This is a genomic window from Mesorhizobium sp. M7D.F.Ca.US.004.01.2.1 (assembly GCF_003997785.1).
Classification (GTDB): Bacteria; Pseudomonadota; Alphaproteobacteria; order Rhizobiales; family Rhizobiaceae; genus Mesorhizobium; species Mesorhizobium loti.
Genome location: NZ_RZRQ01000027.1, coordinates 17,499 through 33,299, shown reverse-complemented (window position 1 = coordinate 33,299; position 15,801 = coordinate 17,499). Strand labels below are relative to the sequence as shown.

The window sequence follows — 15,801 nt, the reverse complement described above, 5'->3', positions numbered from 1 at the left end:
GCCTGATACGGCCGGCAGCAAGCGGGCTGGGCAAGCGAGCGTTTTGGGACAGCCTGACCGCGACTCAGATATGCGACCCTGCCCTGCTGGTATCGCAGGGCTGGGCGCCTGAAACCGCCACGCTGGAGCGGTTGGCCGAGCTAGCGCGGCTCAGTAAATCCTGACGTCTTGTTTGACCTTGATCGTTCCCAGAACCGGCTTCCACTTTTGGGGATCATGGCTTTTTGTCTGACCATGATCTTTCCCAAAAACCGGCTTCCACTTTTGGGGATCATGGTCTGTTCAGCTTCGATAGAGCGTTCCAAGCAGGATCCGAAGGTCGAGCCAGAACGACGCCGTGCGGAGATAGGCGGCATCCGTTTGCGCCAAAAGCTCCGGGTTCGACATGTCGATGCCCTTGATCTGGGCCAGGCCGGTTATGCCCGGTAGTGCCGCCAACACGCCCAGCCGCCTGCGACACTCGATCAATTGCGTTTGGGTCGGCAGGCAGGGGCGCGGCCCGACAAGGCTCATCTCGCCCTTCAGGACGTTCCAGAACTGCGGCAGCTCATCGAGCTTGAACTTCCGCAAGACCCTTCCAACCGATGTCACGGAATTCGCCGGCGCTTCATGCGAGGGCAATGATGGCGTGCCGACATACATCGTGCGCAACTTGTGACAGCGAAAAAGCAGGCCGTCACGGCCGACCCGCGTCTGCGAAAAAATAGCCGGACCGGGCGACGATGCCCTGATGGCAAGGACGGCCAGCATCAAAACAGGAGATGTGGCCACCAGCAGCAGAACCGCACCGGCAAGATCGAAGATGTGCTTGGCTGCCTTCATGAACGGCCGATAATGCTCCCTGCGAAAGTCCCGAGGCAACGCCGCAGGCCAAGCCCGTCGACGTAGCATGAGCTCATCTCCTGACCAAGCGCGCCACGCAGCTGTTCGATGCTCAAATGCGTCCCAGGATGAAAGCGAGATAGAGCCCCAGGGTCCCTGAAAGAGTCTGCCGATAGACACCGCTTTTGCGCAAGGCTGCCAAGCGGCGGAAGAGACCGCCCTGCCGCCCGCTGGTGAACAGGTCGAGGCATGCCGCCGCGTCCTCGGTCAGGAGGTCGCGATTGACGGCAAGACCGTCAAGGTTGAGATCCGTCCAGCCGGCGAACTCACCCTTGAACAGGCGGCCAAGCCGGGAAACCCTTGCTCGCCACGACACGTTGGCGCCGACCAGGTTTGCCGCGTGCTGCCGGTAGCGCACCAGCGGCCGTGGATCGTAGCGGACGCCGCCGCCGGCGGCGGTCACGATGAGATAGGCCCACCAGTCGTGGCTGACGAACCCGGTCCGCGCGGAGGCCCTGGCCAGCAGGTCGCGTGCCGCGGCGTTGAGCAGGATGGTGTTGCCGCCGGCGATGCTTTGCACAAGCGCGTTGCGAAAGGATGGCGGCCGGGCAAAGAGCGGCGAATGGCCGACAAGGCTTCCCGTTTCGGTCATGGTCGCGGTTCGCGAGCAAAACATCAGTGGGGTCTTTGCGTCATGGGCCTGCATCCAGCGGATGGCGCTCTCCAGCCTGTCGGGCTCCCAGATATCGTCCTGGTCGCAGAAGGCATAGCAGTCCGCATCGATGCGTCGATCGAGGATCATCGATCGGAAATTGGCGGCGAAGCCTTGCCGCGGCCCCTCCACGAGGGTCATTCGACCCTTGGGCCAGCGCGATTTCCATGTCTCGATGATGGCGGTCGTGCCATCGATGGAACCATCGTCGGATATCCACAGGTCGACCAGAGGGTGCGACTGCGCGAGCAGGGACTGCAGCTGTTCATCGATGAAGGCAGCGCCATCCTTCGTGCCCATCAGGACCGCGACGCGCAGATCTGCTTTGCTCACGGGCAAGATCGCTTTCTGAATTCTGAATCGGGCCTAGCTCGCCTGCCCGGCCGTTTTCGGGATCGCGCCCTGATGAATGCTCCCCCGGGCCTTCTTGGCGCGGTCAAGGCCTGCCAGCACGGCGAGCGCGGCAGCCTTGTCCTGGTTTTTCGCCGATTGCTGCAGGGCCGTGAGCGCGATCTGGACATCCGACCATTCCACGACGTCCGTGCTAAGGCCAAAAATCTTCGAAATGCCGAGTTCGACGAGTTCCTCGTCTTCGCCATGCAGCGTTTCGTGGAGTTTTTCGCCCGGCCTTATGCCGGTGAACCGGATTGCAATGTCCTTGTATGGGCTCTTTCCTGACATGCGGATCATCGTTTCGGCCACTTCAAGAATCGGCACCGGCTTGCCCATGTCGAGCATATAGACGGCATAATCGTCTCCGCTGTGCCTGGACGCGGCATCGGTCGCCGACATGATGACAAGATCGACGGCTTCGGCCACGGTCATGAAATAGCGTGTCATGCGCCGGTCGGTGATGGTGACGGGTCCCCCAGCCTCGATCTGCGCCTGGAATATGGTCGCCACCGAACCATTGCTGCCAAAGACATTGCCGAACCGCACAGCTATGAATTTGGTGGCGGAGCCACGCCCGCCCGGCTCGCCTGCTGGCGCCCCGTGCAAGGCGCTGACGATCTGTTCAGCGGCCCGCTTTGTCATGCCAAGCACCGATGTCGGATCCACCGCCTTGTCGCTCGATATCAGGACAAATTGTGCAACACCGCATTTGGCGGCGACCTCGGCACAGACGAGTGTTCCGAAAATGTTGGTCTGGATGGCCGAATCCCAGTTTTCCTCGAGCAGCGGAACGTGCTTGAGCGCCGCGGCATGAAAGATGATGTCCGGCCGGAATTCCGTGACGACACGCGTTATCTGGCGTCGGTCCGCGACATCGACGATACGGACCTTGAGACGGTCGTGGTCCTTTTCGTCAATATACTGGCTCAGCTGGAAAATGCCGAACTCGGAGTTGTCGGCGACCAGCACCGCCTCCGCTCCCAGTTGCAGCGACCGTTTGACCAGGGTTTGGCCGATCGAGCCCGCGCCGCCCGTCACCAGAACGCGTTTGCCGCCCACAAAGGCGCTGATGCGCTCGATATCGGACGCGACTGTCGGACGCCGCAGGATCGTTTCCATCTCGACGGTGTCGAGAACCAGCTTTCCGTGCTGTTCCAGCTCCGAAAGACCTGAGAATTGCACCACATTTATGTCGCCGTGCCGGGCAACGCGGACGAGTTCCGAATACTCCTCGATCTCGTGTTCGGCGCCGCTGCCGAAAATCAGCAAGTCCAGGCTTTTGGTGCCCGTCGCGTAGTCTTCCAGGACATCGATCAGACGCGGCCGGGTCGCCACCACGGGAACACCTTGAATCCGCGTCCCCAACGGCGCGCCGCGCTCGGTCGCCATGATGCCCGCGATGGAATAGTCCGCCGGCTGCGCCGTGCGCGTGAAGCGAATGATCAGGTCGGCCTCGCCGAGCCGGCCAACGAACAATGCTCGCTTGGCCTGCGTCTTGTCGGTCTTGCCGCCTAGAATGCCCCAGCTCGCGCCGTCGCGCAGGAAGCGGTAGAACAGCCGCGGCGCCGATATGACGGTGAAGGAGACGAGGAAGAAGACGATGAACTGACGCTCGTTGAGCCCAGCCACAGGCTGGAAAGAACGAACCAGCAGCGAAACCACGTAAAGCGTGAGCGTCAAAATCGCGCAGCTCTTCAGGATGTTGAAAAAGTCCGGCGTCGAGGCAAAACGCCAGACGGTCGTGTAGAGGCCACAATATCTGAATAGCAAATGGCTGATGAGAACAATGCCAGCCCAGGTTGCCAGACCCTCGTTGGAGAGCGCTTCGAACGAGAGATTCGACCGCGAAAGCACGAGGCTGAGCGCCACGGCGACCAGGACCATGACCACGTCCTGGACCATGATGAAGGCACGCCGCATCTGTGGCCGGAGCCCGAATACTGATTCGAGGTAAGAATTCATTGGATGGCACTAGACTCCAGGCTCACGGATATGAACACCAGAAAAAGTGCGAACACGAAGATACTTCGCGGCCGATCACCTTACTCAAGTGCCATCCCCGGCCCCCGCCGTCTTGTATCGCATACTGCGGGCGGGAAGGCATAGCTAGATGTTTTTTTGGGGCATGTGCGGCCGAGGATTTGAAAGGACAACTGGGGTCCAAATTTTACAATTTTTGCTTATCCGCCTAGCTGACGTCGCTGATCTTATCGATTAAGGGTTGCGGCAAACCCCATTCACGCCTCATCGCGAAGTGCCCTTTACGCAAGAACGTCCGGTGAATATGTTTCAGGCCTCCAAGGGAGCTAGAATGCTGCGGGAAAAACCAATCTTCGAGGACTACGCCAGCACCCAATGCGCACTTTCGATTGTTCTAATATTACTAGGGCGCTTGAGTTCCGGTCGAGGTTTCGTAAGCCGAATTGCGGATATCCTTCGTCCGATAGTCGGAAAGGTTGACAATGACGTCGAATTGATCGTCGTTTTCAGTGATCCCCAGTGGAAAACAATACCGGCCCTTCAGTCCTTGCCTTCCTACTTTCGGCGCGTTCGAGTTTGTGAGGTCATATCCGAGAACGAGTTGCCAGCCGTGCTGTTCAACGCTGGGAGAAAAATCGCGGTCGGCCATCGACTCATTTTTTTGGGTCCGCAACTTGCCTGGGACGTACGTCGCCTTCCGGTCCTTCTCGAAGCGAGCAGAACCGCCACCCGGAATAACCAGTCTATCGCATTATCAGATACATCTTCCAACGGGCGATATGGGCTTGTTGGGAACATCCCCAAATCGCAGCTTCACGGATGGGTACTCAATTGCCCATTTTTGTCACTTTCCGACTTGGCTATCTCCGCAACGGCTCTGGACGAGATCGGCGGCTTCGACCCTTCCCCCCTTGTGCAACAGGCTTCATGTTGGGACGCTCTGATCAGGCTTTCCTGTAGCCACGAGATTAGCATCATTAAGGTCGAGGGCGGCTCAACGAGCGATGGTCGTACCCCATTCATCACGAGACCTTACCCAGTTAGCGAAGATATGCGTCGCAGGTACATGGCGAGCGGCCTGTTTGCAGCCAGCGCTCAAGAACGTGAACGCAATTTCATCCAAGACCTTGCTCCAGATGACGCGAGCTATCTGTGTCGGCACATCCCCTCGCTGGCGCGAGCCGCAGGACCTTCTGCTTCCCGACCTCTCCGAGTTACGATTACCGGCGGACTCTGGGAATATCACCATAACTGGCTCTGTTTTTTCTCGTATTTCAAGCACCTTGAAGGCACTGGCTTTGGTACATACAAACCTGTTTTTGACCATCTTGTAACAAGAGAAGATATTGAGAATAGCGATGTGGTGATTTTGTCGAGATGTAAGGTCGAACAGGTTCGACAAATCTTGGATTGGTGCAAAGATCTAGATATCCCGTCAATTTATATGATCGACGACAATTGGATCACGGTAGCTGAAGACTGGCCAGACCCTTATAGAAATATATTTGGACCCGAAACCCAATTCTTTAAGAATTTTGTATTTGGCATCAAGCATGCGGACTATGTACTTACATACAATAGATTGCTTGCCGACGACATCGCGCCTTACGCAAAAAGAATTGTCACGTTGCCGAACAGCGTTGATCTGGCTCTATTCGAAAAGACGCCAAGACGTCATTCAAAGCGTTTCGTTATCGGGTATTCGGGCTCAGACCGATATGATGACCGCGCTTTCAGAGCTCTTGCACAAATAGCAAAGACCCATGACGACGTCGATCTGCTGATATTCGGAAATCTATCCGCAGAGCAGCGGGCCTTCATGAGTGGCGCCAGGGCCATCGAATACTCGGGGGTGTCCTACATCCAGTACGCTCAGATGATAAGAGAGGCGAGCCCCGACATCTTATTGGCACCTCTGGACGCCACTCGAACCTCACGGTCAAAATGCCCAAATAAATATCTTGAGATTACTGCGGCCGGGGCAGTCGGCGTCTATTCGAACCTAGAACCCTACAGCTGGCATATTGATGACGGCATCAATGGAGTTCTTGTGTCTGATCCTGATGATTGGACAACACCGATAATTTCCCTGCTCGACAAGAAGAAGCTCCTGAGAATGCATGCGAGCGCCAGAGCAGATGTCGCCAAGAATTACGATGCGACGGTCGTGGCCCCCCAGTTTGCTGATCTGATAAGATCTATCGCGTCTGGCTTAATCTAATGAACTCTGCAAAATTAAATGTCACGCTCGTTTCTCATTCGCCCTACACAGCTGGCGCAGAGAAAATGCTCGCGAACCTCGCAATCGGATTGACCGGGAGCACTACAATCAACCCGGTCGTTCTTATCCCAAATGCTAACCGCGGCCCACTTGGCAACCTGCTGAGTGCTCGGAACGTGCAGTGGCGCCGATCTCCACCACTTCGGTGGTATGTTTACGAGCCGATCCAGTTTGCGTCTGACTATACGAAACACGTTCTCGAAGTCGCCAGCATGTATGCCGATCTCTACTGGCGGCAGCGAACCGACGTCGTGATTGTAAATACCTTGACAAGCCTATGCCCTGCAATCGGAGCAATTCTTGCTGGGTTGCCGTATGTGATGTGGGTTCATGGCGTCTTGGACGGTGGGCAAGCGACTACTCACGACCTGATGAAGCAGACGTTTGACTCCATTCTGCTCAAGCACGCACGCTCAGTCGCATACTGCTCGGATTGGACCAGGCAATATTTCGAGACGACAGTACCGGGTGAGCGAGCGAAAACCATCCTCAACTGGACGACAGTCCCTAAATTGGACGGCAGTCGCGCCCGGTCATCAAGAATTTGCACGCTCACCACTCTTGAGGCCCACAAGGGAACTGAGGTTCTCATTCGAGCCATTGCGTTGCTCAAATCTTCAGGCATACCAGTCGGCCTCGATGTCTATGGCGATGGCCCGCTTCGTATTTGGCTGGAAGATTTGTCAAAAAAGCTTCAGGTGGACGATCTAGCTGTCTTTCATGGGAGGACAGATAGGCCCGAAGCGTGCCTCAGCCGCGCATTAGCCGCAGTCGTCCCATCGATTATCGAGCCGTTTGGGATGGTGGCAATAGAAGCGATGGCAATTGGAACGCCGGTCATCGCATCTAGAGCTGGCGGTCTGCCAGAGATCATCGAAGACGGCGTTTCTGGTCTTCTCTTTAACGCCGCTGATCATGTTGATCTTGCTTCAAAAATACGTGAATTGATTGAGGATACAGAAAAGAAAGACAGGATTGGTGCGGAAGGGCGCAATCGGGTTCTGGCCTTGTTCGATGGAAGAAAATCCATCGCAGAATTCGAAGAAACTATTTCTGATGCTGCCAATTCGTTTTCGCAATACTCAGACGACACCTTCGGAGACCTAGATTATCTGCGTCTTCTTTCGGAGATCCCCATGACAACCAATTCGCTCGTTCAATCCGACGACGCGAGCCTCTATGAATTGAACGAAATCAAAAACTCGACCTACTGGCGGCTTGGCCGAGTTCTGCGCGAGTTCGGCACCAAATACCCGGTGCTACGACGCCCCTTCCGAACATCAGCAGATGCACTCTCTAGAAAGCGAACCTGACAATGCGCAGCCTCTCGGACGTTTGTACGCGAAGCATCAAAGTGGAAGGAAAGGACGCAATTTCCGATATCGTCGTCGTGGGCGAACCGGACTTCGAAGGACAGATTTTTGCAGCTGAGAAAGAGCACAACGTAAGTTTCTTCAAGCAGTTTCACCTACCAATGATTCAAATGGCAGGTATCGTTCCAGACAGCGCAACCATCCTCGAGCTTGGCTCCGGCATCGGCCAGCTATCCTACGGGACCCTTCAAACCATCACACCGATCGGATACGTTGCAACAGACGTTTTCCCTTCTTTGGTTGAGAAGCTGGAGATCAACCTGCGGAAATGGTCGACCGGCAAACATACCATCGTCGCCGCGGCTCTTTGCGATCCGCAAAACGAGCTATTTATAAAAGAAGGTGCCTTCAACGTCATCCAATCTCATTCGGTTCTGCACCACGTGCTGGATTACCGGGCGGCCATTAAATCATTATATCAGAAACTAGCGACGCCAGGGGTGCTGATCTTTACTGAACCTTGCCTGGAAAGTTATATGTTCTTATGTCTGACGCTGAAGCTGTTCAGACGCTCAGTCAAATTGCCAGACGATGTACTCCTCCAGATTGATCTGCTTACACAATATGTGGAACAGAGGAGCGGCGCCCTACGCGAAGATATGGCTTTTCTTTCGACATTCGGAACCGGCGACAAATATCTATTCTCCGCCTATGATCTCTTTGCCCTCTCACTTCAGACGGGCGGGAAACTCTATATCCAACGCGACACAAGAAACCCAAAAGAAAACTTGAAATTCGAACTGGAAATCCGAGGTGCTGACCGAGAGACGCTCACCGAGTTTGACAGATTTCTGAGTGATCTTCTGCCTGTTGGTCTCGAGAATTCCTATTTTTGCGACCTCCGGCAGGTTTTCTGCCTGATAAAATTATGAATTGAGAGAAATAGCGCCGACATAGCCTAGTCTAACTTAAGACAAGAACCTTTGATCCGGCCATGGCTGTAAAAATTTTCGACCTATCTTGAGCTGCCGTCTCGGCTACACGCTTGCCGATACCGTCGAATGGCGACCGGTTGTTGGCTTGCTCCAGGACTGAGGTGTAAGTGCTCGCCATCGATTTCCGACACAATAATAGCTTGTTCGGTAAGTAGCAGAATGGGACTATTGATTTATGATCTTTGAGGTATTCGAATATCGCCTCGGTGACGCCTAAGCAAAGGCAATTTAAGAAGTCATCTGCGGAAATAATCCCTTGATCCGACAAAATCTCATCACAAAGCCTCAAGTCACTAAGCACGTCCGATTTTTCATGTGAGCCGTCGATGCTGATGAAGCGAGCGGCCCCATCGAGACGACCCAAAATATCAGCAGCCGAAACATCGACAGACTTGCCTTGAATGAGTTGCACGCGATCGGAATTCGCGCCGTTGCGGCCAAGTAGGTCCAAGACCTGATTTTGCGGCACCGCTTCGAATGTATCGACGCCGACGATCGCCTCGCCCGTTGCGTTCGCCGATTGCAGTAGGACGGACAAGTATTTTCCACAGAAAACACCGATCTCGAACAAACCGCCGCGCACGCCGTTGGTAATTTGCCACTCCAGCAGGTCCATGCTCCTTATGGCGGTGTACGGGACTAACCAACCTTGAATGGGATCGACGACTGTTTTCAGAAAAACAGAATGTTCTTGCACAGTACCTCCTTTGCCCCAATCAGGCGGGGGCCACCATGAGATCGCTCAATCGTCATACCTATCCGGCTGCGAGACCAAAGCCTCATCGCGATGGCCGTATTTTCCTTACAATACGTTGAATGACCAAACGACATCCACCCTCCTGATAGACAACGGCAAGATGAATCTTAAGTCGTTCCAGCCGGCGGTAGAATTTCTTCAAATCCAGACTGCTTTGCTTAAGTGGCCTGATATCTCGTGATCGGCGCTCATCGAGCCGTTTGAAAAATCGCGCCCAGTCATGGGAAACGTGTGACACGTCATAGCGAGCCCTTACATGCTCGAAGGCGTTGTTCGCTAGGATCGTCCGCTTGTCGGGTCGCTCGATAAGAGCGGCAAGCGCGTCGAACCAAGACGACTGGGCACCATCCACCAATAAGCCGCAGACTGAGTTTTCCACAACATCGCTATAGGGTGGAATATTGGAATAAATCCCAGCAACATGGCACGCACCATACTCACGATACTTGTTGTCGGTCTTGCTGCGATTAGCCTCATGGTCCATCAGGGGAGCTAGACCTATCGCCCAATTTCTCGTGGCTTGAAATTTAATGTAAGCGTTGTAGTCGCCGGTATGTGGAAAAAAGCGGACACGCGGTCCAATCGAAACACCCTTTGGAAGAACGCCAGCGAACTCGAATATCGTTTTTGGGTATTTCTCCAGGATCAACTCGATAACCGGCGATATCAAATCTAGATCGTCAATGCGTGAGGGACTTCCGGCAAAGCCGATCCGGATTTCGTCTGTAGAGGACGGCTGCACACCGTCAATAAGGGAAAAATCGAAAAACGTCGGCAGAACAGCGGTGCGAGCATTGAAACTTGATACGAACCTGCACAGTTCGCTGGAGTTAACGATCACGGCATCCGCATGGGAGATCGCAAATTCCAGGGACTTTCTGATGATCGGGTGCCGGTAGTATGTCGCAAGCGGAGTGTGTCCAACGATGCGCCAGAAGTTGTCATCAATGTAATAAGCGTATGACCTATTTGCGTCGACCAGCAATTGCGCCCACGGTAGAACCAAAGGGTCTGCGCATCGTACAAACATAGGAATGGTATCTGGCGTGATATCGCCAATTTGAAGCTTGCCTAGCAACTGAACGCGGTGGCCAACGCCATGCACTCCGCAGGCTTTCATAATTTGCTCAAGCAAATGAGTGGTGGCGATTTCCGCCTCAATTACCATCAGTATGTTAACCATGCCGGACATGCAGAAGTCATTTCGGTTAGAGCCTGCGGTTTGCCGTGCCGCAGTTGCGTGCTGCTTATTCGTTAAGACATTTCGATCACTGATTTCTGGCAACCAGGCGACGGTCGATGGACTGCTTTGCGAAGTAGGCAATCAGCGCGGACAAAGTCAGCAGTCTGACCGATGTCATCGGAATTCATTTAATCATGCGCCCGGTAAATTGGCTCGAGAATAGCGCTCAAGGACTTCTGACGTTTCTCCGTCCATCCGAATCCCGCCCGCATCGAGCCAGATAGTCCGCTTGCAAAAAGATTCCAGAAGGGTCGGAGCATGGCTTGCGAAGACAAGTATCTTGCCTTGCTCCATGAATTCGTACATTCGGCGCTTGGCCTTGTCCGCAAAGCGGATATCGCCCGCGCCCATCACTTCATCGATCAGCAGGATCTCGGGATTGATGCTTGTCGACACGGCAAAGGCGAGGCGGACAAACATTCCGGCTGAATAGGTGCGAACGGGATAATCCAGGAATTCTCCGAGCTCCGTGAACTCTCCAATCTCAAGCAATTTTTCCTCGATTTCCGCGGGCGACATGCCGAGCAGGAGCCCACGGATGCGGATGTTATCCCAACCGGATTGGTTCATCTCGAAGCCGGTCGCGAACTCGAACATCGGGCACACATGCCCCCGCACAGTGACCTTTCCGGACGTGGGCGGGTAAATCTTCGCCATGACCTTCAGCAACGTGCTTTTGCCGGCGCCATTGAGTCCAATCAGCCCGACCCTCTCGCCGCTTCCGATCTTCAGATTCAACTGATGGAGCGCATTCACGCTATAAGTGGACAAGTTCCCTTTTCGACCAGTCAGCCGGCCGACAAGCCAGTCTTTCAGGCCGCCATTGGTGCGCTCGCCCTGAAAACGGACTCCTACGCCCTCGAGGTTGATAGTGAGGTCTGTCAAAGCAGGAAAACCAATCGGTTGTCGAGACGTCGGGCAACCACGGCCGCGACAATCCAAACCGCTAAAGCGTATAATGTCGCCAAGGCGTAGCTTTCAGATGGAGGGAATCCACCTTCAAGGATGGGGTGGCGAACGATGTCTATCAGGTAGTACAGAGGATTGTATTGATACACGAAATCGAGATGCTTGGCCTGAAGCACTTTGATGGGGAACATGATTGGGGTGACGAAAAAGATGACCTGAAGGATGCCAGCCAGTGCAAAGGGCAAATCCCTGAAGCGCGTTCCGACATACGCTGAAATCACAATATGGCCGAGGGCGGCGACCAATAGCAACGCCAGCCCTGGCACGGCCATCACCCAGCCTGCAATATGAAAATTATGAAAGAATATCTGCAGCGGAATGATAGCCGAAAATCCGATCATCAACACAATGCAGTATGAAACCAGCGCACGTAAAAGATAAATTTGCTTTGGGTATGAAAACTGTTTGATGTAACCTTCGGAGCCCACGAAGGCTGCACCGGCATCAACGAAGGAAGAGAGCAGAAACCCCCAGATGACGAAACCCGTGATCAGGAACGGCAAAAAATCAGCCATCGGCTGGCCGAACATGACGCCATAGACAAAGCCGGCACCACCCACGAAAAATGCGAGATTCAATAAAATCCATAGAGGTCCGATAAACGAACGCCTGAAGCGCGCCTTGATGTCTTGAACGCCGAGAAAAGTCCAGACCCGCCAAAGCTTGAGTGATGCCAGTGCGTCGTTATAGAGCTGTTCTGTTGGTATCATGTAACGTCACCTCCAGCGAGGCCCATGCGCACCAAACCGTTGGAGCGGCTTTCTTCGATGAAACCGCATCGAGTATAAAGTCCTATCGCCTTCTTATTTTGCTCCATCACTTCAAGGAAAATATAGGACAGGTTGAGCACACGTGTTCCGAAACGCGCGAGCTCAGCGCACGACCGTCTGATATAACCCCTTCCGGCCATTTCTGGGGCAACGAGAAATCGCCCGATCTCGGCGCTTCCTGCATCGCGATCGATATCATAAATTCCACATTGGCCGACTGGGCGTCCGTCCACCTCCACTAGGAAGAAGAAATCGTCATCCTTCTGGAGATAGCTGTTGTACCAGGCGAGATGCCGGTTGAACGCGAGCTTGTCAGATGTCTTGAACCAGACACGTGCGTCGTCGCGGTTGCGCCAGTCGAGGATTGTCTCGAGATCCCGCTGCTCCACGAGCCTCAAGGCAATCGTACCGTCTCCGAAAGGGGCGATTTGCGGTTTCATTGAGCGTATTTGAGAACCAAGTCGGAAATCAGATCGACATCCGCCTTGCTCATACGAAGGTGGAGAGGCAACGAAATGATTTCCTGGCTCGCTGCTTTGGCGTTCGGACAAGTGCCGGCGGCAAAGGCATACATTCGATAGTCCGTGTTGTCGCGATAATGAACCCCCGGATAGACGCCGTGCTCGTTGAGGGCAAGCATCAGATTGTCGCGGTTCTGAACCCGTATCTGGAGAAGATGCTGGGCAGACTCACAACCTGGCGCTGTAGGCACGACATTGACATGATTGTGGCCGTCCAGATGCTGGCGATACCAGACCGCCAGCTGGCGCCGAAAGGAATTGTCGATGTCAAGATATTTCAGCTGGACAATAGCAATCGCGGCCATGATCGAGTTGCCGTGATATTTATGCCCGATCTCCTCGACGTCGTACATCCATTTGTACGCCCCCTGGGAGGCAGTCCGGGCGTAGGTATCCTTGTTGATGCCGAGCCAAGTGAGCTTGCGGACGCGCTCATCGTCTTCTGCTTCCTTGAAGCAGATCATTCCGGAATCGGCGGTTGGAAGATTCTTCACCGCCTGAAAACTGAAAACCGACACATCAGCATCACCGCCAATGTGGCTGCCGTCGACACGGGTACCTGACATGTGTGCCGCATCAAGCACCAGCTTGATGTCGCGCGCGCGACAAATCTCCAATATCTTCTGATACTGGCCAACATTGCCTCCCATCCCGACGAATATCAGCGCCTTCGTTTTGTCGGTGATCCGCTCAAGCACGCTTTGAGGATCGAGGCAGAGGTATTCATCAACATCCGCGAATACCGGCTTAAGCCCCGCGTAGAGAATAGCATGATTTGTCGAAACGAATGTCAGCGGCGTTGTGATGACCTCACTTTCGTCGTCCCATCCGTATTTGGACTTGAAAAGCTGGAACGCCAGATGAAGGCCGACCGTGTTGGAGTTCAGGAAATGGGCGTGCGGAAGACCCGTGTAGGTCTTCCATGCCGTTTCAAATTCGGCGGTTTTGAAGCCTAGCCCGGTCCATCCTTTTTCCAAGCACTCACGGATTCCCGCAAGACATTCTTCGATGCGGAAACTCGGTACGAATAACTGAACGCTCATCAAGACTCTCCGTGACGCTGGCGGTTCACACGTTGCTGCCGTGTCCCGTCTGACCATCCAGGAGACGAGATACGATTTCTTTTGTTGATTGCTGCCATTCCGGCGCCGTCCAACCAAAGGTCGCGGTGAACTTTGCCGTAGACAACCGTGAATTGGCGGGCCGGCGCGCCTTGGTCGGATAGTCCGTCGTAGCAATGTCCCGTACCCGCGCCCAAGGGCCACCAAACAGGCGGCTTGAGTCCAGGATATGACGGGCAAAGCCACTCCAATTGGTCTCGCCTGTTCCCACCAGATGGTACGCGCCAAATGAAGAAAAGCCCATATTTGGATGCATCATCGCCGCCGCATGCAGGATTGCGTCGGCGATATCGAGCGCCGAAGTTGGATTTCCCCACTGATCGGCCACAACAGCGATCTCGTCGCGGTCGGCAGCAAGCTTCAGCATGGTCTTGACGAAATTTCGACCGAACGGGCTGTATGCCCATGCGGTGCGAAGAATGAGATGGCGCGGGTTTGCGGCGGCCACCGCTTGTTCGCCGGCGAGCTTGGAAACGCCATAGGCATTGCGCGGCGCGGGCGCGTCGGTTTCGACATAGGAGCCAGCCTTGGTGCCGTCGAAGACATAGTCGGTCGAAAGATGGATGACGGGAACGCCAAGCCGCCTTGCTGCTTCCGCCACCTTGCCGGCACCGACGGCGTTCACCGCAAATGCCAGATCGGGCTCATCCTCGGCCTGATCCACCGCCGTGTAGGCGGCAGCCGACACGACGATGTCCGGCTTCGCGGCCGCAATGGCGTCGATGACGGTATCGGGTTTTGCCAGGTCGAGTTCCGGACGGCCAATGGCGATGACCTCCACGCCGGCACGTCCCTGGCCGGCCTCGAGAAGGCTTGCCGCAACCTGGCCCTCGCGTCCGGTGACAACGAGCCTCATGCGACCCCCTTGCGTGCCTCGCCCAACCGTTCACCGGCATAGCGCTGCTCGCGGATCGGCCCCCACCACCATTTGTTGTCCAGGAACCAGTCGACGGTCTTGGCCAGGCCGCTGTCGAAATTCTCGTTGGGCGCCCAGCCGAGGTCACGGCTGATCTTCGATGCGTCGATGGCATAACGGCGGTCATGACCGGGGCGGTCGGTGACGAAAGAGATCAGGTCGCGATGGCTCTTGCCGCCTGCCCGCGGCCGCCTGATGTCGAGCAGATCGCAGATCGTCTCGACGACGCCCAGGTTCGTCCGCTCCGAATTGCCGCCGACATTGTAGCTCTCGCCCGGCTGTCCCCTGGTTGCGACAAGTTCCAGAGCGCGCGCGTGATCCTCGACGAACAGCCAGTCGCGCACATTGGCGCCGGCGCCATAGACCGGCAGCGGCTTTTCATCGAGCGCATTGAGGATGACCAGCGGGATCAGCTTTTCGGGAAAGTGATAGGGTCCGTAATTGTTCGAACAGTTGGAAAGCACAACCGGCAGACCATAGGTTTCGTGCCAGGCCCGCACCAGATGGTCCGAGGCCGCTTTCGAGGCGGAATAGGGCGAAGACGGCGCGTAGGGCGTTTCCTCGACGAACATGCCGCCATCGAAAGGAAGATCGCCGAACACCTCATCGGTCGAGACATGATGGAAGCGAAAGCGGCTCTTCTTGTCCTCTGGCAGGCCGCGCCAGTATTCCAGCGCGGAATTCAGGATCTTGTAGGTGCCGACGATGTTGGTCTCGATAAACGTGCCTGGCCCGTCGATCGAGCGGTCGACATGGCTCTCGGCGGCAAGGTTCATGACGATGTCGATATCGTCCCGGTGGAGGATGTCGAGCACCGCCCTCTCGTCGCAGATATCGGCATGAGCGAAGCGGTAATTGTGCGCATTCTCGATCGGCCGCAGCGAGGCCAGATTGCCCGCATAGGTGAGCTTGTCGAGATTGGTCACCCGATAGGCCGGGTTGGCACACAAATGCCGGCACACCGCCGAACCGATGAAGCCAGCACCGCCTGTCACCAGAAAATTCATG

At 55.3% G+C, this 15,801-nt stretch carries 14 protein-coding genes and 1 pseudogene; 4 read left to right on the top strand and 11 right to left on the bottom strand.

From position 1 onward, the window contains the following. Positions 1-164, top strand: a pseudogene (locus EN993_RS37685) (epimerase); the annotation flags it as partial. Between the two features lie 118 nt (positions 165-282). Here the strand turns inward: EN993_RS37685 and EN993_RS07180 are convergent. The 3 genes from EN993_RS07180 to EN993_RS07170 all read right to left on the bottom strand — a co-directional run bounded on the left by EN993_RS07180 (position 283) and on the right by EN993_RS07170 (position 3,889). Further along, positions 283-822 carry a sugar transferase gene (locus EN993_RS07180; RefSeq protein ID WP_127262782.1) on the bottom strand — a complete coding sequence of 180 codons (540 nt, stop codon included), beginning with the start codon at positions 820-822 and terminating at the stop codon, positions 283-285. Positions 823-934: 112 nt separating this feature from the next. Next, positions 935-1,867, bottom strand: a complete 933-nt coding sequence (locus EN993_RS07175; protein WP_127262781.1) for a glycosyltransferase family 2 protein — start codon at positions 1,865-1,867, stop codon at positions 935-937. A 33-nt stretch (positions 1,868-1,900) separates the two neighbouring features. After that, the gene (locus EN993_RS07170; RefSeq protein WP_164757569.1) at positions 1,901-3,889 is read right to left on the bottom strand and encodes a nucleoside-diphosphate sugar epimerase/dehydratase; all 1,989 of its coding nucleotides are present in this window, start codon (positions 3,887-3,889) and stop codon (positions 1,901-1,903) included. 316 nt (positions 3,890-4,205) lie between these two features. On the opposite strand from EN993_RS07170, the gene EN993_RS07165 reads away from it, so the two are divergent. From EN993_RS07165 to EN993_RS07155, 3 genes are read left to right on the top strand one after another with little or no spacing between them, the layout of a single operon-like run. Then, positions 4,206-6,128, top strand: coding sequence for a glycosyltransferase family 4 protein (locus tag EN993_RS07165; protein ID WP_127262780.1), 1,923 nt, complete (start codon positions 4,206-4,208; stop codon positions 6,126-6,128). Then, positions 6,128-7,501: a glycosyltransferase family 4 protein gene (locus EN993_RS07160; protein WP_127262779.1), complete on the top strand. Its 1,374-nt coding sequence runs from the start codon at positions 6,128-6,130 to the stop codon at positions 7,499-7,501. Before EN993_RS07165 ends, EN993_RS07160 begins: the two co-directional genes overlap by 1 nt. Positions 7,502-7,542: 41 nt before the next feature. Then, entirely contained in the window at positions 7,543-8,433 is an 891-nt protein-coding gene (locus EN993_RS07155) for a class I SAM-dependent methyltransferase (RefSeq protein ID WP_206532353.1), read from the top strand. 31 nt (positions 8,434-8,464) lie between these two features. On the opposite strand, the gene EN993_RS07150 is transcribed toward EN993_RS07155, so the two are convergent. The 8 genes from EN993_RS07150 to rfbB form a co-directional block, all read right to left on the bottom strand. After that, complete coding sequence (locus tag EN993_RS07150; RefSeq protein ID WP_127262777.1) at positions 8,465-9,193, bottom strand: class I SAM-dependent methyltransferase; 729 nt, start codon at positions 9,191-9,193, stop codon at positions 8,465-8,467. Positions 9,194-9,275: 82 nt separating this feature from the next. Next, entirely contained in the window at positions 9,276-10,445 is a 1,170-nt protein-coding gene (locus EN993_RS07145; RefSeq protein WP_127262776.1) for a glycosyltransferase family 1 protein, read from the bottom strand. Between the two features lie 183 nt (positions 10,446-10,628). Next, entirely contained in the window at positions 10,629-11,381 is a 753-nt protein-coding gene (locus tag EN993_RS07140) for an ABC transporter ATP-binding protein (RefSeq protein WP_127262775.1), read from the bottom strand. Next, positions 11,378-12,175, bottom strand: a complete 798-nt coding sequence (locus tag EN993_RS07135; protein WP_127262774.1) for an ABC transporter permease — start codon at positions 12,173-12,175, stop codon at positions 11,378-11,380. Before EN993_RS07135 ends, EN993_RS07140 begins: the two co-directional genes overlap by 4 nt. Beyond that, entirely contained in the window at positions 12,172-12,675 is a 504-nt protein-coding gene (locus EN993_RS07130; protein ID WP_164757568.1) for a GNAT family N-acetyltransferase, read from the bottom strand. Before EN993_RS07130 ends, EN993_RS07135 begins: the two co-directional genes overlap by 4 nt. Continuing rightward, on the bottom strand, positions 12,672-13,799 hold the full coding sequence (locus EN993_RS07125) for a DegT/DnrJ/EryC1/StrS family aminotransferase (protein ID WP_127262773.1): 1,128 nt from the start codon (positions 13,797-13,799) through the stop codon (positions 12,672-12,674). Before EN993_RS07125 ends, EN993_RS07130 begins: the two co-directional genes overlap by 4 nt. A gap of 25 nt (positions 13,800-13,824) precedes the next feature. After that, positions 13,825-14,733, bottom strand: a complete 909-nt coding sequence (rfbD, locus tag EN993_RS07120) for a dTDP-4-dehydrorhamnose reductase (protein ID WP_127262772.1) — start codon at positions 14,731-14,733, stop codon at positions 13,825-13,827. Then, complete coding sequence (gene rfbB / locus EN993_RS07115; RefSeq protein WP_127262771.1) at positions 14,730-15,800, bottom strand: dTDP-glucose 4,6-dehydratase; 1,071 nt, start codon at positions 15,798-15,800, stop codon at positions 14,730-14,732. The genes rfbD and rfbB overlap by 4 nt, the downstream gene beginning before the upstream one ends. Between the last annotated feature and the right edge of the window lies 1 nt (position 15,801).